The 19,426-nt window shown below is 62.0% G+C and carries 16 protein-coding genes and 2 pseudogenes; 10 read left to right on the forward strand and 8 right to left on the reverse strand.

Going from position 1 to position 19,426, the window contains the following annotated elements:
- Positions 1–6 precede the first annotated feature (6 nt).
- A complete protein-coding gene (locus C2L66_RS33880; RefSeq protein ID WP_054932170.1) occupies positions 7–450 on the reverse strand; it encodes a hypothetical protein in 444 nt (147 codons plus the stop codon).
- Positions 451–659: 209 nt separating this feature from the next.
- On the opposite strand from C2L66_RS33880, the gene C2L66_RS33885 reads away from it, so the two are divergent.
- The gene (locus C2L66_RS33885) at positions 660–935 is read left to right on the forward strand and encodes a DUF1488 family protein (protein ID WP_082433906.1); all 276 of its coding nucleotides are present in this window, start codon (positions 660–662) and stop codon (positions 933–935) included.
- Here the strand turns inward: C2L66_RS33885 and C2L66_RS33890 are convergent.
- From C2L66_RS33890 to groL, 3 genes are all read right to left on the reverse strand, one after another.
- Positions 829–2,613, reverse strand: coding sequence for a bifunctional aminoglycoside phosphotransferase/ATP-binding protein (locus tag C2L66_RS33890; RefSeq protein ID WP_060608039.1), 1,785 nt, complete (start codon positions 2,611–2,613; stop codon positions 829–831). The genes C2L66_RS33885 and C2L66_RS33890 overlap by 107 nt on opposite strands.
- Before the next feature lie 12 nt (positions 2,614–2,625).
- Positions 2,626–3,906 (reverse strand): polyhydroxyalkanoate depolymerase, encoded by a 1,281-nt coding sequence (gene phaZ / locus C2L66_RS33895; protein ID WP_060608042.1) that lies wholly within the window; start codon positions 3,904–3,906, stop codon positions 2,626–2,628.
- A gap of 122 nt (positions 3,907–4,028) precedes the next feature.
- Positions 4,029–5,651, reverse strand: a complete 1,623-nt coding sequence (groL, locus tag C2L66_RS33900; protein ID WP_054932159.1) for a chaperonin GroEL — start codon at positions 5,649–5,651, stop codon at positions 4,029–4,031.
- Between the two features lie 255 nt (positions 5,652–5,906).
- Here groL and ftsH point away from each other — a divergent pair, with 255 nt between their 5' ends.
- Entirely contained in the window at positions 5,907–7,790 is a 1,884-nt protein-coding gene (ftsH, locus tag C2L66_RS33905; RefSeq protein ID WP_233445102.1) for an ATP-dependent zinc metalloprotease FtsH, read from the forward strand.
- A gap of 216 nt (positions 7,791–8,006) precedes the next feature.
- Positions 8,007–8,444, forward strand: a complete 438-nt coding sequence (locus C2L66_RS33910; protein WP_060608048.1) for an Hsp20/alpha crystallin family protein — start codon at positions 8,007–8,009, stop codon at positions 8,442–8,444.
- A gap of 194 nt (positions 8,445–8,638) precedes the next feature.
- Here C2L66_RS33910 and C2L66_RS33915 read toward each other — a convergent pair whose 3' ends face one another.
- Positions 8,639–9,307: a SagB/ThcOx family dehydrogenase gene (locus C2L66_RS33915; RefSeq protein ID WP_060608050.1), complete on the reverse strand. Its 669-nt coding sequence runs from the start codon at positions 9,305–9,307 to the stop codon at positions 8,639–8,641.
- Between the two features lie 196 nt (positions 9,308–9,503).
- Positions 9,504–9,701: pseudogene (locus C2L66_RS42205) on the reverse strand (rhomboid family intramembrane serine protease); the annotation flags it as partial.
- A 452-nt stretch (positions 9,702–10,153) separates the two neighbouring features.
- Between C2L66_RS42205 and C2L66_RS33925 the strand changes: the two are divergent.
- The 3 genes from C2L66_RS33925 to C2L66_RS33935 all read left to right on the forward strand — a co-directional run bounded on the left by C2L66_RS33925 (position 10,154) and on the right by C2L66_RS33935 (position 13,063).
- Positions 10,154–10,804 carry a BON domain-containing protein gene (locus tag C2L66_RS33925; protein WP_060608052.1) on the forward strand — a complete coding sequence of 217 codons (651 nt, stop codon included), beginning with the start codon at positions 10,154–10,156 and terminating at the stop codon, positions 10,802–10,804.
- Between the two features lie 63 nt (positions 10,805–10,867).
- Entirely contained in the window at positions 10,868–11,107 is a 240-nt protein-coding gene (locus C2L66_RS33930) for a hypothetical protein (RefSeq protein ID WP_054932163.1), read from the forward strand.
- A 99-nt stretch (positions 11,108–11,206) separates the two neighbouring features.
- Positions 11,207–13,063: a PHA/PHB synthase family protein gene (locus C2L66_RS33935; RefSeq protein ID WP_060608055.1), complete on the forward strand. Its 1,857-nt coding sequence runs from the start codon at positions 11,207–11,209 to the stop codon at positions 13,061–13,063.
- Between the two features lie 97 nt (positions 13,064–13,160).
- Here C2L66_RS33935 and C2L66_RS33940 read toward each other — a convergent pair.
- Both C2L66_RS33940 and C2L66_RS33945 read right to left on the reverse strand, forming a co-directional pair.
- Positions 13,161–13,306: pseudogene (locus C2L66_RS33940) on the reverse strand (MBL fold metallo-hydrolase); the annotation flags it as partial.
- A 150-nt stretch (positions 13,307–13,456) separates the two neighbouring features.
- The gene (locus C2L66_RS33945) at positions 13,457–14,419 is read right to left on the reverse strand and encodes a universal stress protein (protein WP_060608058.1); all 963 of its coding nucleotides are present in this window, start codon (positions 14,417–14,419) and stop codon (positions 13,457–13,459) included.
- A 227-nt stretch (positions 14,420–14,646) separates the two neighbouring features.
- Between C2L66_RS33945 and C2L66_RS33950 the strand changes: the two genes are divergently transcribed.
- The 4 genes from C2L66_RS33950 to C2L66_RS33965 are packed head-to-tail and all read left to right on the forward strand — an operon-like array spanning position 14,647 to position 19,322.
- Positions 14,647–15,297 (forward strand): BON domain-containing protein, encoded by a 651-nt coding sequence (locus C2L66_RS33950; protein WP_060608061.1) that lies wholly within the window; start codon positions 14,647–14,649, stop codon positions 15,295–15,297.
- Positions 15,298–15,357: 60 nt separating this feature from the next.
- On the forward strand, positions 15,358–15,828 hold the full coding sequence (locus C2L66_RS33955; protein WP_060608064.1) for a hypothetical protein: 471 nt from the start codon (positions 15,358–15,360) through the stop codon (positions 15,826–15,828).
- A 41-nt stretch (positions 15,829–15,869) separates the two neighbouring features.
- On the forward strand, positions 15,870–18,308 hold the full coding sequence (gene ppsA, locus C2L66_RS33960) for a phosphoenolpyruvate synthase (RefSeq protein WP_054932168.1): 2,439 nt from the start codon (positions 15,870–15,872) through the stop codon (positions 18,306–18,308).
- 9 nt (positions 18,309–18,317) lie between these two features.
- A complete protein-coding gene (locus tag C2L66_RS33965) occupies positions 18,318–19,322 on the forward strand; it encodes a 1-phosphofructokinase family hexose kinase (protein WP_060608067.1) in 1,005 nt (334 codons plus the stop codon).
- Positions 19,323–19,426: the final 104 nt, after the last annotated feature.

Raw genomic sequence — 19,426 nt, forward strand, 5'->3', positions numbered from 1 at the left:
TGCGATTTACGTCGCCTTCTCGCAAACGGGAACCGGGGCTTCGGGCAACTCGCCCCAGCCGATGGGTGCGAAGACGGTTCCACCCGCCAGTTCGATCAGTTCGGTGAACCTCAGCAGTGTGACGCCTGCCATGATGTGAATCTGCGTGCCGTGAAAATAGCTTTCAGTGCGCAGCCAGGGCGACGCGCCCGCATTGAGTTCTAACACGCTTAGCGAATGACCGTTGAGTCCGGCCTCGGGCGGGAAAAGCGGGCCGTCGAAAGCGACCTTCAGAATCTGATCGGTGCTGTCGCCGTAGGGCAGATGCGCATGAAGCTGATACGACGCCTTATCCCAACCTTCGCCCCATTGTCTGTCGAGACCGATGCGAGTGAAATACGCCCACGGCCCGCGGACGAAGCACAGGCGATAGATGTTGCCCACTCCATCCAGATCGACCCGCAATGTCATCTTTGCACCCCAACCGCATACGGAACACATGAGCCTTCGATACTTTGAAGGCGGCAACCCAATCGTTGCACGCGCCGGACGGATCGTGTTGATGCAGGTCAACCGTGCGCGGTGATCACGGTCTCGCGGGCGTTGACGTGCATCAAATCCACCGGCAGGCGCTGGGCTAATCTGGCGTTGCACCTTGCGGTCCAAATGGAGTCGTAGCCATGCAGATATCGTTTCCTTCCTGTCGCCCTGATTATTGCGCGCGCGACCTGGTGTTAACGTTTCCCGCGCTCGTCGATCGCCAATCCGTGCAATGCGCGATTACGGCAGAAGCGCTCGAAGACCATTTCGGCGCGAGGTCGTTACGAGAAGAAGACCTGATAGGCGCGTTCACTGCGCATCGTCATGAGATCGAGGTTGCCGCCCGGCGGATGCTGAACGAGGTCGGCGGGAATCCTGTTCTGCTGCATAGCGGTTATTTTCGCTTTTGCATCTGATGCGGCAGGTAAAGGACGCAGATTCGGTGACAGGCGAAGACATCAGATCGAGTACCGGTTTCCAGAAGGCTGGGTCGTCGAAGGTCTGCACGGGAACGTTGGTATCGAAGGCAAAGGTCTGCGCCGTTTCGGCCGAGGTCAGCGGCTCGGCGGTGGCGAGTTGCAGCGACAACGTGGACGTATCGGCGTCGGAGGCATCGCGACGATTGCGCTGACGTGTGACGATGCGCTCTGCCAGGATGTCGGGGGCGGCGTGAAAATCCAGTACGCGCGTCGGTACGCCCAGGCGCTCCCCGAGCGAGAAAAAGGCGCTGCGGTGGCGACGCTCGAGGAAAGTCGCGTCGACGATCACGCTGTAGCCTGCCTGTAGAACAGAGGTTGCGAGGCCGATCAGGTGGTTGTAGACGGCGTGTCGTGCTACTTGCGTGTAGTGCGTCGCGTCCAGGCGGGTAGTTGCCGCGGGCGTGGACTCCAGACGCTTGCGTTCGACATCGCTCGACAGACACACTGCGCCGCTCGACTCCGCCAGTGCCTGACTGGCGACGGATTTACCGGAACCCGAAAAGCCATGGCAAAGCAGCAGGACGGGCGGCGGATTTTTTGACTCGGCTGCGGCGATATCCATGTAGCGGGCGGCATCGCGCGCTGCTGCGGCGGCTTTCGGATGCAAGCCGTTCTTGCTGTAAAGATACGCCACGAGCGCTCGAACCAGAGCGCGATATGCGACATAGAGCGGCATAAGATCGAGTGCCGCATAGTCGCCCGTTGCCTCAAGCCATCGGTTCAGCAGCCGATTCGACAGACGCGTTCCTGCGCGCGCCCGCAGATCCATGACGAGGAAAGCAATGTCATTGGCGATATCGATCCAGCGCAGCGCATCGTCGAAGTCGATGCAGTCGAACATGGATACCTCGCCGCGCCAGCGCATCACGTTGTCGAGGTGCAGATCGCCATGACAGGCGCGCACGAAGCCGTCGGCACGGCGCCTGTTTATTGCGCCCGCGCGTTGCGCAAGTTGTTGTTTGCACCAGGCGGCGATTTCACGCAGAGCCGGCTCGTTACAGCCTGCCTGCAGGGACGCATTGACAGCGTCGACCTGCGCCTTGAGTAGCGCGGCGCTGCCATATCGGGCGAGCGGTGCGTCTCGCGGCGCATGCCGATGCCAGGCCGCAAGTCGATGGGCAGCACGATCGACATCGTGCGCCGACAGCGCTCCGCTTCGCGCGAGACTGGAAAAGAGCCCGGATTCGTCGAAGCGACGCATCTTGACTGCGTGTTCGACTGTGCGGCCCCCCGATTCGAGCGTGAGCGTACGTCCACGGCGCTTGATCGGAAGCACGCCGAGGTAAAGTCCCTGCGCAAGCGGTCTGTTCAGCCGCACCTGGGCTTCGCAGCAACCTCGCCTTGCCTCTGGCGCGGTGAAATCCGCGAATCCCGGCGCGACGGGCTTGATGATCTTATATGCGAACCGGCCCGCGAGGTACACGATTGAGATATGCGTTTCTATTCTGATGATCCGGCCAGCCGGATGCGCATAGGTGCACCCTCGCTGCATGGCGGCGTCCACACCCTGCACCTGACGTCTCGCAGCCCGGATGCGGTTCGCGCCATGGAGCGGGCCCGAATTTGTTGAATGAGCGCGCCGTTTCGTCGTTCTGTGTCTGAGTGGTTTGGTCACGCCTGCCTCCCGCTACGGGTTGGTGTGTCTTTGGGTTGTCTGATCGGTATGCTCAACGCCGATTTCCTCGATTTCGCGCCAGAATCCGCTCAGAGCTGGATGAACGGCGTCGCGCCAGCGTGAGCCCGTGAAAAGGTCATAGTGATTGCATGCCGGAACGGTTATGTGACGGTCGTGCGGTGCCGAGGCACCGCACAATATGTGAGCGCAGTGCGTCTGGCCGGCGCCGGTGATGTCGTCGAGTTCGCCTTCGACGGTGCACAACGGTGTGCGGGAGAGCGCGTTCAGTTCGACGCGCCGAGCTTGGACCCACCACGCATTGCGCGGTAGCAAATGCTCCTGGAAGACGATGCGAAGGATGTCGAGGAAGTAGCGTTCCGCCATGTCCAGTACGGCGGCGTACTCGTTCAGTGCTCGCAGCGACTGGACGGCGGCGCGCGTGTCGCCTGCCAGCCAGTGCGACCAGTAAGCCAATTCGAGACGGACGTGCCGTTCCGGATGCGCTGCGAAGATAGCGGCCTGCTGGATGAAGCCGGGATAGACGCGCCTTCCCGCACCGCGATACGGCGGCGGAACAACGTCGATCACATGGTTGCGAAACCATGTCAGCGTGTGCGATGTGGCGAACCGGTCGATTATGGTCGGATTGAGGCGGGTATCAATGGGCCCGCCAATCAGCGAGATGCTGGCGAAGGGCGCCGTACGCTCGCTGGCAAGCAACGCTGCGGCGGCGAGTGCGGGTACGGCCGCCTGGCACACGGCGACGACGTGTATCGGCGGTCCGTGTGCGTGGGCCGTACTGAGGAAGCATTCGAGCGCAAGCACATAGTCGTCGAGCGACAGAGGACCGGCATCGGGTGGCACATCACGCGCGTCAGCCCAGTCGGAAACGAACACGTCGCGCTCCTCGAGCAATGTTTCGACCGTTTCGCGCAGCATGACGGCGTGGTGGCCCGCCAGCGGCGCGCAAAGCATGACGGGCCAGCCGACTACCGCCTGGGGCGCCACGCGGACACGAGTGAATTTGCGTAGTGTGCCCGCCGGCAGGGAACGGACGACGCTCTCTTCAACATCGATCCCGTTCCCGTTGCTCGTCACCGCGTGGATTTCGAACGGCGGCGCTTGCCCGTAGGCACATGTCGATCTGAGTAGCCAGTGGCTGAACGCGTTTGCCATGTCTGCCGTGTCCGTCGCGGGCATGTGTGTCGAGACGCCGCAGATGTCGTTGCGCAGCGTTCCCCCTGCAATCGTTCGGGCGAGGCGCCGTTGTGCATCGATGAAGGCATACCACATTGTCAACTCCGTGGGCCATCAATAGCGCAGAAAACGTTGCCGCACCGGCTGGCACGCATCGGTAGTGCGAGACATGATCGCCCCGTAGCATTCAGGACCTGGCCATGCTCGATTGAGGGAGCTCATGCAAATTCCCGGCCCCAGTCGCCGCGACCTGCACCATCGGCGCGATCCTTCGGCGGATGCACGATCATGCAATCGGTCGTCAGCAGGAGCGACGCCACCGAGATGGCGTTCTGCAAGGCGGTGCGCGCCACCTTGACGGGATCGACTATGCCTCGTTGGATCATGTCGGCATAGTCGCCGTGAGCGGCATCGTAGCCGAATGCATCGCCCGCTTCGGCGACGGCATGGACGACAGCCTGCGCATCGGCACCGGCATTTTGCGCGATCTGTCGCAGCGGCGATGCAAGCGCGTCGTATACGATCCGTGCACCGATTTTCTGCGCCTGCGTCTCGCCGTAATGTTCGAGGACACGGCGCGCGCGCAGCAGCGCGACGCCTCCGCCTGGCACGAAGCCTTCCTCGACGGCGGCGCGTGTCGAATGAAGCGCGTCTTCGAAGCGGTTCTTCCGTTCGCGCAGTGCGGTTTCGGTTGCGGCGCCTACCCGGATCACGGCGACTCCGCCCGAAAGCTTGGTGAGCCGTCGGTTGAGGTTCTCACGCTCGTATCCGTCGGTGCTCGCGTCAATGCGCTTCCTCAGTCCGGCTATGCGATCCGCGACGCGCGCATGATCTCCATTGCCTGCCACGATGGTCGTCGTGTCGCGCGTAATTTCGACGCGCCGTGCAGCACCGAGATCTTCGAGGGTGGCGTTTTCGAGCGTGCGTCCCGTCTGCGCCGAGACGACGGTCGCCCCCGTCAGGGCAGCGAGATCTGCTAGTTGCTCGGTGCGGCTCTCACCGAAGCCTGGCGAGCGGATCGCGCAGGACTTGAACGTGCCGCGCAGATGGTTGACGACGAGTGTGGCCAGTGCTTCGCCTTCTATCTCGTTGGCAATCACGAAAAGCGGCTTGCCTGTTCCCATGACTGCTTCGAGGATGGGCAGCAGTTGTGGGATCGACGAGATATTCATATCGCACAACAGCACCCTCGGTTCGTCGAGCACCACATTGCGCTGGTCTTCCCCGAGATAGAGCGGCGAGACGAGACCTCGGTCTAGCAGAGATCCGTCGACCGTCTCGAGTTCGTCGTCGAGTTTGGAGCCGTCCTCGATACTGATTGCGCCTTCTTTCCCGACGCGCGTGACCGCGTCGGCCACCAGCGTGCCGATGCTTGCATCGCCGCTCGCGGAAATCGTCGCGATCTGCCGCATTTCGTCGACCGTCGAACACGGGCGTGCGAGCCTGTGAAGTTCGGCGACGACCTGTTTGCCCGCATCCTCGATGGCACGCTTCAGGGCCATCGGATCGTGCCCTGCCGTCACGCATTTGTTGCCTTCCACGACGATCGCCTGTGCAAGCGTTGTGGCGGTTGTCGTGCCGTCGCCCGCGACTTCACTCGTGCGCGTTGCGACCTCGCGAAGCAACTGAGCGCCCATTTCTTCGTACGGGTCAGGCAGATCGACCGAGCCCGCGACCACCACCCCTGAGTTTGCGACGAGCGGCGCGCCCGGCACGCGCTCGACGATCACATTGCGGCCGCCGGGGCCAAGCGTGACCTTGACGGCCTCAGCAAGCGCGTTTACGCCGTTAAGCAGCAACTGCCGCGCATCCTGATGAAATACGAGTGATTTGTGCAACACGAGAGACCTCCGCGGGCGTTGTCCGATAGCGCATTCGGTGCGGCTACCGTAATGGACTGTTTGCCTATTTAAGTCCCCGCAGGCGGGAAGGCTGTTGATCTGTGTCAATCGGCCCGAGGCGATGGCGGCAGAACATCATGAGACCGGACACGCCGCTCCTCGATGCCCCGAGAAACCATGATGCCCACACAGCGTCCATCGCGCGCTCCGCGCAAATCGCCCAGGTGGTTCGGCCTGGTGAGTATCGCGATCACAATGTTCTTCGTTATGGTCGTCGTACTACAGTTCCTGACGGCGCAAGGCATGACGACGGAAATTGCGTACAGCGATTTTCAGCAACTGGTTGCTGCGGGACAGGTCACCAACGTCGAGATAACGCCCACCCGCATCACGGGGGCGCTCAAAATGCCGGGTGCCGCGTCACTGCTGCCGGCGTCCGACACGGCAGCGCTCAACAGGAATGGCGAGCCGTGGCGCTTCACGACGGTACGTGTCGCCGATGACGGCCTGGCTGACACCCTTACCGCAGCGGGCATCCGCTACACGGGTGGCGTGGACAGTGCGTGGCCTGGCATGCTGTTTTCCTGGGCCGTGCCATTGCTGGCCATGTTCTTCGTGTGGAATCTGCTAATGCCGCGCATGGGCGGTTTGCAACAGTACACAAAGATGGGCCGCGGCAACGGCCATATTCTCGTGCAGAACGAAACAGGCATCACCTTCGACGACATCGCGGGAATCGATGAAGCCAAGGCGGAACTTAGACAGATCGTCGCGTTTCTGCGCGACGCCGACCGGTATCGCCGTCTTGGCGGCAAGATTCCGAAGGGTGTGCTAATCGTCGGCGCGCCGGGCACGGGTAAAACGCTGCTCGCCAAGGCCGTTGCGGGTGAAGCGGGCGTGCCCTTCTATTCGGTGAGCGGCGCGGGATTTGTCGAAATGTTCGTTGGCGTGGGTGCCGCCCGCGTGCGGGATCTTTTCGAGCAGGCGCAAGGCGAGGCGCCTTGCATTATTTTCATCGACGAACTGGATGCGCTCGGCAAAGTGCGCGGAGCCGGCCTGACTTCAGGCAATGACGAGCGCGAGCAGACGCTCAACCAGTTGCTCATTGAGATGGACGGTTTCAATTCCAATTCGGGTGTAATCATCATGGCGGCGACGAACCGCCCTGAGACGCTCGACCCCGCATTGCTGCGTCCCGGCCGGTTCGACAGGCATATCGCTATCGACCGACCCGACCTCAACGGCCGCCGTCAGATTCTCGCGGTGCATACGCGCCACGTGCAGTTGGCGGACGACGTCGATCTGAACGAACTGGCCTCCCGTATGCCTGGCTTCGTCGGTGCGGACCTCGCGAATGTCGTCAACGAAGCTGCGCTGCACGCCGCTGAAGCCGACAAGCAGGCCGTCGACATGTCCGACTTCGATGAAGCAATCGACCGCGCGATGACGGGCATGGAACGCAAGAGCCGCGTCATGAACGCGCAGGAAAAGATCACGATCGCGTATCACGAGGCGGGGCACGCTCTCGTCGCACATAGCCGCAAGCACTGCGATCCCGTCAAGAAAGTGTCGATCATTCCGCGCGGCGTCGCCGCGCTCGGTTACACGCAGCAAGTGCCGACGGAAGACCGCTACGTGCTGCGCCAAAGCGAACTGCTCGACCGGCTCGATGCGCTGCTCGGCGGCCGCGTCGCAGAGGAACTGGTCTTCGGCGATGTATCGACCGGCGCGGAGAACGATCTCGATCGCGCGACGGCGATGGTGCGGCATATGGTGAGCCGTTACGGGATGAGTGAACGCATCGGGCTGGCGACGATGAGCGAATCGACGACTGCTCTGGACGTGCCGGGACCAGGTGGATGGCGCGGGTCGTCTTGCAGCGATGCCACGGCCCGTCTTGTCGACGAGGAAATTCGCCGGATGCTCGAAGAGGCTCATGCACGCGTCAAAGCCACGCTCTCAAACCAGCGCGCGACGCTCGAACGCATCGCCCGGCTGCTGCTCGAGCGCGAGGTGCTCGATCACGAGATGCTGCAACGCGCGATCGACGGCACATCGAAGACGGTCGAGCAGGTCGGCGTGACACGCACCGGTGCAGATGTCGATGCGGGAGCACGCAAGGAATCGTGCTCTGGATGAACGCGGACACTCGCGCGCGTTTCGCCCTCGCGGCCGGTGAGTGCGCTTGACATGAATCAACGGCGCGGCGCGGGTTCGGGCTAGGCTGAAGGCACGACTCACGATACTGCTCGTCCCGAACAGCAAGGGGAGAGCTTCGATGAAGATGTGAACCGGCTTTCGAAGGTCGGACAACTGGGGCCATGTCCTGGCCTGCTTACCTGAAGGAGAAGTGCAATGAGCAATCTGACGCGTTTTGACCCGTTCTCGCTGGACCCGGTCGTTTCGGATCTGTTTCAGGGTTTTTTCCGGCCCATGCGGTCGATAGCGACGCCTCAGGAGGCCGAGCTTGCGTCAATGAAGATCGACGTGACGGAAAACGATGGCGCCTACACGGTGAAGGCTGAGCTTCCGGGCCTCGACAAAAAGGATATTGACGTACATATCGACGGGCGCATCGTCTCGATCAACGCGAAGGTCGAACGCAACAAGGAAGAAAAAGAAGGCGAGCGCGTGATCCGGCGGGAGCGCTATTCCGGCGCATTCAGCCGCTCGTTTTCGCTCGCAGGCGAGGTGGATGACGCCAGAGCGACGGCCGAGTACAAGGACGGCGTGCTGTCGTTGAACCTGCCGAAAAGGGCGCCGGCCGACCAGAAGCGCCTGACGGTGAACTGATACGTGCGCGGCGTGCCTTGCTTGTCATGGCGCGCTTTTCGGGGTCTCCGTGCTGCGAACAAAAGAAGCCGAACGGATCTACGGGGAATTCGAAACGGGCCTGATTTCCAGGCCTGTTTCCTTTGTTGGCGCAATGTGGGGATTGCGGGCGCGGACGGCCACCGTCGCCCGCTGTCCGGAGGAACAAGATGATGTCAATCTGCGAGCGAGGTTAGCGTCGTTCCTTGTGCGCCGACCGTTTGCGCAAGGATAGGCAGTTCGTCTTCGTTCAGCTTCAGTGCGTCGCTCAGCAGACGATGATTGATCCAGCCACGCACGACGCAGCCAAGCCCTTCGGAGGCGCAGTACAGCGACACGTTCTGCGCCATTGCGCCTGCAGAAACGGCAGAAAAGATATCGCGCTGTTGCGGCGGCATGTCGAGCAGACGCGACATGTTCACCACATACACCAGGTCCAGCGGCGCAGCGCCGACAAAGTCCTGATAACCGGTCAGATTGCGCGCATCGCTAGCCTGCTTGAGGACGAGCCGATGCGCGGGCGCATCGTATCGATAGACGCCATTCGGCATCACGGCATACAGATCGACTTCATTGAACGCATGCGCCGATGGCGCGGTGCGGCCGCCCGTGCGCGGCCGATTGATGCCATCGGCCGCCCACAGCAACGCGCCGAGTGTGGCGGGGGTAAGGGGCGCGTCGGAGAACTCGCGCGTGCTGGCACGTAGCGCGAGCGCCTTCATCAGCGGCGCGCCCGAGGTCATATCGGGTTTCGGAAGTTCGATAACGGCAGGGGCGTCGCCCCGGGCACGAGCCGGCGCACGACCATGCGCGGGTTTGTAAGTAAGCAGTTGCGTGTCGGACATGATCGACTCCTTCGTGGATGGGCCGATGCATTCGCATAGGCGTCGGTGCATCGCTTCCAGGATAGAGGCGGGTTGAGTTGCGACTGTTGACTTCAGTCAATCGCATCGCGATGCGGTTTGTGCGACCAATGCCAATGACAGTGACAGCGCCGATCATCCCGCCAAGGTGCGCGAAATGCGCGACGCCCGGCGCTTCGTGCGAAACGCCCAGCAACAGTTCGATCAACGCATAGCCGGTGGCGAAGAGCCAGGCGGGCATCGGAATGGGCGGAAACAGCAGCATCACCCGTCTGGGTGGAAAGATCAGCGCATAGGCGACGAGCGCGTCGAACACGCCGGCCGATGGGCCGATCGCCGGATAGGCGTCGCCTGTCGACGTCAGGCCCGCGAGCAACTGCGCGACACCGCCGCATAAGACGCTCGCGAGATAGAGTCGCAGGTTCTACCCGCCCCCAGCACGCGCTCGACCCCGCGCCAAACATGAACAAGCAGAGCATGTCGAACACAAGATGCGCGACGTTCGTATGCAGCGCACCGTAAGTCACGATTTGCCAAATGTGGAAAGCAGGGACGCTTTGCGTTGGCGTGATAAAGCGGCCACAACGCGAAGCGGTCGATCGGCGAAACGGGGCTCGCCGCTTCGATTGCAAATGCAAGCACGTTCAGCGCAATCAGGAAGCGTGTCATGGCTCTGGGCTTACGGGAGTGGGACCTGCGGATAAAACTGGTATCAGAATAATGCTGAGAAGTCCCGCATGCTTGATCTGTATCAGTCCCATTGTCTGCCCGCGGGACGAAGCTTCTCTCTGGTGGCGCGAGCCACGATTCAGATCGAGGAGATGCGCGATGAAATCAGACCGCCAGTTGAGAAAGCAAGTCGAGGATGAACTCGAGTGGGACCCCGCGGTGACAGCGACGGACATCGGGGTGGAAGTGACGGACCGGGTGGTCACGCTTTCCGGCCATCCTCCAAGCTACGCTGAGAAGCTCGCCGCCGAAAAGGCGGCGCATCGTGTGGCGGGCGTGAAGGCTGTCGTGGTGGACATGCAGGTCCGGCTGCCGCAGAAGGACGAACGCACCGATGAAGACATTGCCAGTGCCGTACACGATATCGTGCACTGGACAGTCGGCCTGCCGGACGATTCGGTAAAGGTTCAGGTCGAAAAAGGGTGGGTCACGTTGACGGGCGCGGTGGACTGGGGATACCAGGCCCACATCGTCGCACGAGCGATCAGCCACATGCGCGGCGTGCGCGGCGTCGGCAACCGCATCGAAGTGCGTGGCCATGTCGCACCGCAAGACATCGGCGCACAGATCGCTCGCGCGATGCAGCGGCATGCGGATCGCGAAGTCAAACACATCGGCATCGATGTCAAGGATGGCACGGTCACCCTGACGGGCAGAGTCGGCTCTTATGCGGAGCGCGCCGTCGCGAGGGGGGCTGCGTGGAGCGCGCCGGGGGTGCGAGCCGTGGTCGACGATCTCGTTGTCGAATGACATACCGCCTCTCGCCGCCGCGCCTTCTCGTGATGCGCGGCGGCGCAGGAAAAGGAGCTTGTGATGACCTTGTCGGGAAACGTGCAGGAAGCAGAATGGTCCGTGAACGTGCAGACGGAACCGGTTGAAGATGGCGGGTATCGGTCGACGATCCAGGTCCGACATTCATCGCCGGAAGGCGACTTCGAACATACCTTTCAGCACGGCAAAAAATTCAGCACGGAACGGGATGCCGTGCTGGACGGATTGCGCGAGGGAATGACGTGGATCGGGCTGAAGATGGCACGAACCATCAAGGTGTAAAAACTGAATGTGCTTTTGGCAGATTGACGCAGGTCAATTGTTCGAATCCGTGCACGCGTAACCTAGGCACGGGTCACTGGCAGGATCAATCGAACGACGATGGCAACGCTTCCTCTGACGACCGACGAAAAGCTACAACCATTGCCGGAACATACGGCTCGGCTCACGACGCCTACCGCTGCGTCCCACGTTTTTCGAGGCGATACACGGGGCGACGCCCAGACCGGTTGTCACGGGGAAGGGAGATCTCACCCCGTGCTTTCGCGCGACCTTCTTGATCGCGCCGCGCATGCCGGAGTCGCTGCCCTGACGGGCGGTCTGTCCCCGACGTCCGTGGCGCTTGCCATCATGGATTGGACGCTGCACATGGCCGTTGCGCCGGGAAAGCTATTGGAGCTTTCGACCGCGGCTGCATTGGCGGGCGCCGAGGTTTCACACGACGCCATGCGCGCAACCGTCGCTGAGCCCAGGCGGGAGCACGCGCCCGGCGATCCGCGCTTCGCCGCCGACGATTGGGCGGCGTGGCCGTTTCATGTGTATCGCGACGGCTTTCTCCGGCTCCAACACTGGTGGGAGTCTGCAACGACGGCGATACCGGGCGTCGAAAGACATCACGAAGAACTGGTGCGCTTCCTGGCTCGCCAATGGCTGGATGCGTGCTCGCCCAGCAACTTTGTCGCTACCAATCCAGTGGTGCAACGGGCAGCGTGGTCGAGCGGCGGGACGAGCTTCGTCACGGGCGCATTGCACTGGCTTGCAGACCTGCGTGACCTTGTGCACGGCGGTCCGGGCGGCGAGCACGCCTACCCGTCGGAATGGCAGCCAGGCAAACACGTCGCCATCACTCCGGGCAAAGTGATCTGGCGCAGCGAGTTGTGTGAATTGCTGCAGTACGCACCGACGACACTGACGGTCGCAACCGAGCCAATCCTGATCGTGCCGTCGTGGATCATGAAGTACTACATTCTCGATCTTCAGCCACATGATTCACTGATCCGCTATCTCGTCGACGCTGGCTATACCGTCTACACGATTTCGTGGCGCAATCCCGGCGAGGCGTTCCGTGACGTCGGACTGGAAGCGTATCTGCAGGAAGGATTGCTCGCAGCTCTTGCGCAAGTGCGCGAGCGTGACGCCCAGCAGGTGCACATGGTTGGCTATTGTCTTGGCGGAACCTTGCTCGCGATCGCGGCGGCGGCGCTCGTTCGCGACGGCAGAGGCGACGAACTGAAAACCGTGACGCTGCTCGCCGCTCAGACGGACTTCACCGAACCCGGCGAACTCGGCCTTTTCATCGACGCCAGTGAACTCGCGGCGCTCGATGCGCTAATGTGGCGCCAAGGTTATCTCGATGGGGCGCAGATGTCGGCGGCATTCCAGTTGCTCAAGTCACGGGATCTGATCTGGTCGCGGATGATGAGCGAGTATCTGCTCGGCCGCCGTTCGCAGCCAAACGACCTGATGGCATGGAACGCCGATACGACGCGCCTGCCGTACCGGATGCACAGCGAGTATCTGACCTCGCTGTTTCTCGACAACGATCTCGCGGAAGGGCGATACTGCGTCGGCGGACGGCCTGTTGCGCTGTCCGATATCGAGGCACCCATGTTCGTCGTCGGCACCGAGCGGGATCATGTCTCGCCCTGGCGCTCCGTTTACAAGCTGCACCTGCTCACACACAACGAACTGACGTTTCTGCTGACGGCGGGTGGGCACAACGCCGGCATCGTGTCGCAGCCGGGTCACCCGGATCGCTATTACCGCTGCGCGACGCGAGCGGCGGGAGAGCCGTATCGCGGCAGACAGGAGTTCCTCGCAGCCAACGAACCTGTCGATGGCTCATGGTGGCCGAGGTGGAATGCGTGGCTGCGCGAGCATTCGGACGGCGAGGCGCCTGGGCGCACGATCGTCGACGGACTGGACGATGCACCGGGCACCTACGTGTTCGAACGATAACTGCGCGACGGGGCGGGCAGACTCGACAGCCATTGCAACAGTTCGCGGTAGTCGGCATGCGCGGACAGCGGCGAGCGCGGCGCCGCGCGTACCAGCCGCGACCGTTGAACCCGTTGCGCACGAGTAGCGGCAGATAACAGCTGTGATCGATGTGCGCATGCGTGAGTATCACCGTGTGGATGGAATCGGCGGCCACAGGCAGCGGGGCCAGTTGCGCATCCGCAGGTTCTTGACGCCCTGGAAATAGACCGCGATCTGCGGGGACTGCTGCGCATCGACGTCGGACCGGCCGCTTGAGTGAGCCCATGAGACGCGACGAAACGGCAACCGGCAAGCCTCCGCCGGTGAGGAAGGCTCCTTAGTAGCTGGGGCGCCGTCTCACCGGCCGTGCTGTCACGTCGTGGCAGCCATTGCTGCGCAGTCGCGCACGAGTAAAACGGGAGTGTCGGCAAGCCGCACAGTGCGGGCCGCTACGCTGCCGACAAGCCATCGTTCGAAGCCTCGCCGGCCATGAGTGCCGAGAACGAGCAGTTCGCCTTTCCAGTCCTGAACGTCGCGTACGATGGCGTGAGGGACGTCATCCCGGCTTTTACGTGTCTTGATCAGTGCCGTCTCCGCGTAGCGCCCCCGTTCGGCGCAGATGCGCGCTGCGCGCTCAAGGACAGTGCAGCCCTCCTCGAGATAGACATTTTCCAGCAGGTCGATGGCCGCGCCATCCATCACGTGGCTCGCTCGATCCACGACATAGATAGCACGCAATTGGGTATCCGGGGTCGCCAGTTGAAGGCCCGTTCGCAACCCCACGATAGAACAGGCGCTGCCGTCCAGGGCGAAAACCATGCGTTGAGCGGATTTGTCCGTCGGAACGCGACTGTCCTGCGGAACCAGCAGCAACGAGCAGCTTGCGCGGCGCGCAACAGGTTCGGACACCGTGCCTTCGACCCAGCGCAGCAGGCCCCGATGTTGCCGCATGCCCATCATGATGAGGTCCGCGTGCCAGTGTGACGCGGTATCGAGTAATGCGTCAGCAGTGTTCCCGCGGTGCACGGAAAGATCGACCAGGCCGGATTCGAGCTTCGTCCCGGCAAATATAGCCTCGATCCTGGCGAGCGCTGCGCGCGAATCGGCCACGATTTCGTCCCTCGCAGACGCGAGAAAGTTTTGCGTGGTTGCGCCGAGTGGAAGTAGCGTGCGCGGATTCTGCGCAACCGTGACGACCCGGATCGTCGCGCGACCGGCGAACAGGGCCTTCGCGTACTCGGCTGCGCGTGTCGTTGCTTCTGAATCGTCGATCGCCAGCATCACGCGCCGGAACGCGCGCCCGGCCGTTGACTCCACGCTGGATGCTTGCGCCATGGTGTTTCTCCGTATCGGGCGAAAGGTTGATCCTGATTCTCCATCGAAAAACGCGCTTCCGATTGATCGACGTCAAGCCACCCGGACGCGTCCTTATAGCGCGACGCACGCGTGGCACAGCAACCTGCTTGACTTCGATCAACTGCGCGGGATGCACACGGATTAGGCTGACCGTGTGAACCGTGCGTTCAGTTCGCGAACTGAAGCACTTCAGGAGGAGCGTTGCCATGAAACCGGACAGTCAACTGCGTCGCGAAGTGGAGGAAGAACTGGCGAACAATCCGGCTATCGATGCGAACCGGATTGGCGTTGCCGTCGCGGATGGCATCGTTACGCTCAGCGGGCATGTTTCGGACTATGCGCAGAAGCTCGCCGCCGAACGATCCGTGCTGCGGATTGCTGGCGTGGTCGCGGTCGTTGCGCATATGGACGTGACGCTGCATCAAACCGATCAAAGAACGGACGAAGACATTGCATTGAGCGTGCGAGCCGTGCTCGACTGGATATCGGGTCTTGAAGAAGACGCGATCAGGATCAAGGTCGAAAAAGGCTGGGTGACGTTGAGCGGTAGCGTCAAGAACGGTTACCGCAGCCATATTGCGGAGAAACACATCGGGCACATGCGCGGTGTCACGGGCATCACGAACAACATCAGGATATCGGGTAGCGCTTCGCCTACCGATATCGAGTACAACATCCGCAAGGCCATTCAGCGTCATACCGAGCGCGAAATGAAGCATATCGAGGTTCAGGTAGACGGGGGCAACGTCACCCTGTCCGGCCACCTCAGCTCGACGGCTGAACGCGCGATCGTGTGGGGCGCAGCGCGCGCCACGTCGGGTGTGAAAGCCGTCGTGGATCGTCTCGTGATTGATTGACCGAACGCTGGCGCAATCACGCGGCGGACATGATGTAACAGGCAATGATTGGAGGCACAAATGAACTGGTTGACGGAATACTTCGCGCAAGGAACTCGCACGTTGAATCTTTCGTTGTGGGCATATTCACCGGCTGTCATGGGTCCGGATGGACCGATCGTGCAGCCTGCCGCGTTGTGCGCCCCGTATCCTGGTATCGAACTCGTGTTCTCTCCCGCGGGAAAAACCCGGCACGGCGATAGAACCTACGAGCTTCCAGCACGATACGACAGCACGGGTCCGATGAAAGCGAAAACTGCGGCTGCAGCAAAAGACCATGCGAACTTCTTTCGCGAGGTCTCCATTTTCGCGCCATCGCATCTGAACGGCGAAGCCGTCGTTGTGATCAACCATGCGTTCTCATTCACACCGCGATTTGCTGCAGACGGTACGCCCGGCTTCGTGGGACTGGCCATGCCGGATTCGGACGACTATTTCCGCGCCGGCCAGATGAAGCTTCCGTGGATGTTTGCCGGATACGTGAGTATCTGAGCGGACCGCAATACGCGTGAATCACGAGCGAGGAGTAGTTCATGAGCAGGAATGGAGCGGAGGTCATCTGGTTCGACGCGCTGCGCCGTACCGATGTGCCGACCGTGGGCGGTAAGAATGCGTCGCTGGGGGAGATGGTGGGCTGCCTCGTCGGCAAGGGCATTCGTGTTCCGCCCGGCTTTGCGACGACTGCCGACGCGTATTGGCAATTCATCGACGCCAACGGCTTGCGCGAAACCATCTCGACGGTGCTATCGGAGTTCCGTGCCAATCGACGCTCGCTTGTTGATACCGGGGAAACCATCCGCCGGGCAATCCTCCGGGGCGAATGGCCGGACAGCACGACGCGGGCCATTTGTGACGCGTATGGCGACCTCGCACGCCGCGTCGGCATCGACGATCCAGACGTCGCTGTACGCTCCAGCGCTACGGCCGAAGATCTGCCGGATGCGAGCTTCGCGGGGCAGCAGGAGACCTTGCTGGCCATTCGCGGCCCGCATGCGTTGATGGATGCGTGCCGCCGCTGCTATGCGTCGCTATTCACGGATCGCGCGATCAGTTATCGCGAGGCACGAGGCTTCGATCACATGAGAGTGGCACTCTCGATCGGCGTGCAGCAGATGGTACGCTCGGACCTTGGAGGGGCGGGCGTGGCATTTTCGATCGATACCGAAACCGGCTTCGACAAGATCGTCCTGATCAGCGCGGCATGGGGGCTCGGCGAGAACGTCGTGCAAGGTGCCGTTGATCCCGACGAGTATGAAGTGTTCAAACCGCTTCTGCACAACGAAGCCTTCGCGCCAATCATAGGCAAGAAGCGTGGCAGCAAGCTGAAGAAAATGGTGTACGCGAAAGGCGGCGCGCATCCGACGAAGAACGTGCCGACTTCGAAAGCCGAGCGCGCTGCGTTTGTTCTTTCCGATCGTGACGTGCTCACAATCGCGCGATGCGCGTGTGAAATCGAATCGCACTACGGGCGGCCGATGGACATCGAATGGGCAAAGGACGGCCTGGCAGGCGGCATCTTCATTGTTCAGGCGCGGCCCGAGACCGTCCAGTCGCGGCGCGAGTCAACCGCCATCAAGACTTTCCGGCTCGAGTCGGCGGGACGCGAACTCGTCACAGGCGTCAGCGTGGGCCAGGCGATCGCTACCGGGAACGTGTGCGTCATCGACAGTCCCGTCGAGCAGGACCGTTTTGTCGATGGCTCCGTTCTGGTGACAGCGGCAACAGATCCCGACTGGGTGCCCGTGATGCGGCGCGCGGCGGGCATCGTGACGGACCACGGCGGCCGCACGTCGCACGCTGCCATTGTGAGCCGCGAACTCGGCCTGCCGGCCATCGTCGGCACGGGCAACGCGACGCGGGTTTTGCACGACCAGCAGGAAGTGACGGTGTCCTGCGCGCAAGGGGAAGTCGGGCGCGTATTCGAAGGCATCGCGGACTTTCAGGTCGAGGAGATCGACTTTGGGGCTATTCCGCATACCCGCACTCAGGTCATGCTGAATCTCGCCAACCCGGACGCCGCGCTGCGCTGGTGGCGCATGCCGGCGGACGGCATTGGACTGGCGCGGATGGAGTTCGTCATCAGCAATCACATCAAGATTCATCCGATGGCGCTCGCATGCTATGACCAGTTGAAGGATTCCGACGCCGCCCGGACTATCGCTGCGATGACGGAAGGGTATGACGACAAGACTGAATACTTCGTCGACCGGCTTGCCTGCGGACTCGGCCGCATAGCGGCTGTGTGTTATCCGCGTCCGGTGGTGGTGCGTCTGAGCGACTTCAAGACCAACGAATACGCGAATCTGATAGGGGGACAGGCTTTCGAGCCGGTCGAAGAAAATCCGATGCTCGGTTTTCGTGGCGCATCGCGCTATTACTCGCCGCGCTACGGGCCGGGCTTCGCACTCGAATGCCGCGCGCTGCGGCGTTTGCGATTGGAAACGGGGCTCGACAACGTGATCGTCATGGTGCCGTTCTGCCGGACACCGGATGAGGCGGATCGCGTCCTCGAGGCGATGGCGGCCAATGGCCTCAGGCGCGGCGAGAACGGTTTACAGATCTATGTGATGTGCGAGATTCCGGCGAACGTGATCTTGGCAGAAGCATTCGCACAGCGGTTCGACGGATTCTCGATCGGCAGCAACGATCTGACGCAGCTCACACTTGGAGTCGACCGCGACTCCGCTGAACTGGCATCGCTGTTCGACGAACGCAACGAAGCCGTGCGGTGGATGATTCGCGAGGTTATCGAACGGGCGCATCGCGCTGGCGCGAAAGTCAGCCTGTGTGGTGAAGCGCCGAGCGTGCATCCCGAGTATGCAGGCTTCCTCGTGGAATGCGGCATCGATGCGATGTCGGTGAGTCCCGACAGCTTCATTGCCGTCAAGCGGCACGTCGCGCAAGCGGAAGCGCCGAACGGTTCGACGGGTGACCAGCCGCGCAAATCGATGCTTTCTGAAATGGTGCGGTAGGGGCTTGCCATGATCGACGTTCTCACAGTCACACTCAATCCCGCGGTCGATTTATCGACGGCTGTCGACCGCATCGTCGACACACACAAGCTGCGATGCGAAGTCGCGCAGCGCGATCCGGGCGGTGGCGGAATCAACGTTGCGCGGGTGTTGCATCGCCTTGGCAGCGAATGCGTTGCACTGTTTGCCGCCGGTGGAGCGACGGGCCGCATCCTTAGCGATCTGCTCGATGGCGAGAACCTTCGCACCCAGCGCATCGACATAGAAGGCGAAACGCGGGAAAACTTCTCTGTCAAGGAGACGTCCACCCGTCGTGAATACCGCTTCGTGTTGCCTGGACCGGCTCTCGCGCCCTCGGAATGGAATGCATGTCTGCGCGGCGTGTCCGCTCATGTGGGCTCTGCGCGCTTCCTTGTCCTGAGCGGAAGCCTGCCTCCCGGTGCACCGCCGGACGCCTACGCACAGCTTGCCCGCGCGGCCACTGGTGCGCGGCCGAACATCCGGGTTGCCGTGGATGCGTCGGGCTCCACGCTCGCAGCGGCACTCGATGGCGGCCACGTCGACATTGTCAAGCCGAGTCTGAACGAACTGCGCGAATTGACGGCGCTGCCGCTGAACGATGTCGACGACCAGATCGATGCCGCCCGAATGTTGATCGCGCAACGCAAGGCGATGATGGTCGCGCTCACGTTAGCCGATAAAGGTGCAGTGCTCGCGACGCACGACGAAACGTGGTTTATGCCTGCGTTGAAAACGGAAGTACGAAGTGCAATTGGCGCGGGAGACAGTTTCCTTGCCGGACTTATATGGGCACTCGATCACGGCGCCGTTGCCAGCGAGGCACTCGCCTATGCGACGGCTGCGGCTTCGGCTACGATGAGGCAAACAGGTACGCGGCTTTGCGATGCACGAGACGTGGCACGCTCATACGCAAAGGGGGACGGTGCTGTACCCACGCGAGCTAGCGCGCGCCCTCGCCACGCGCACGGGGAGTTGGCGCCGTCGAAGCAGTGAAGTGCTTTGCTACCAACGCTTCGATCCTCGTGACGCGCAATGCAACGTCTCGTGCCTGCACCGCACCTTACGCGCCGCGTGTCGCTCAATCCCGTCAGCCGAGT

Origin of the sequence: Paraburkholderia caribensis, from assembly GCF_002902945.1 — a bacterium.
Taxonomy (GTDB): Bacteria; Pseudomonadota; Gammaproteobacteria; order Burkholderiales; family Burkholderiaceae; genus Paraburkholderia; species Paraburkholderia caribensis.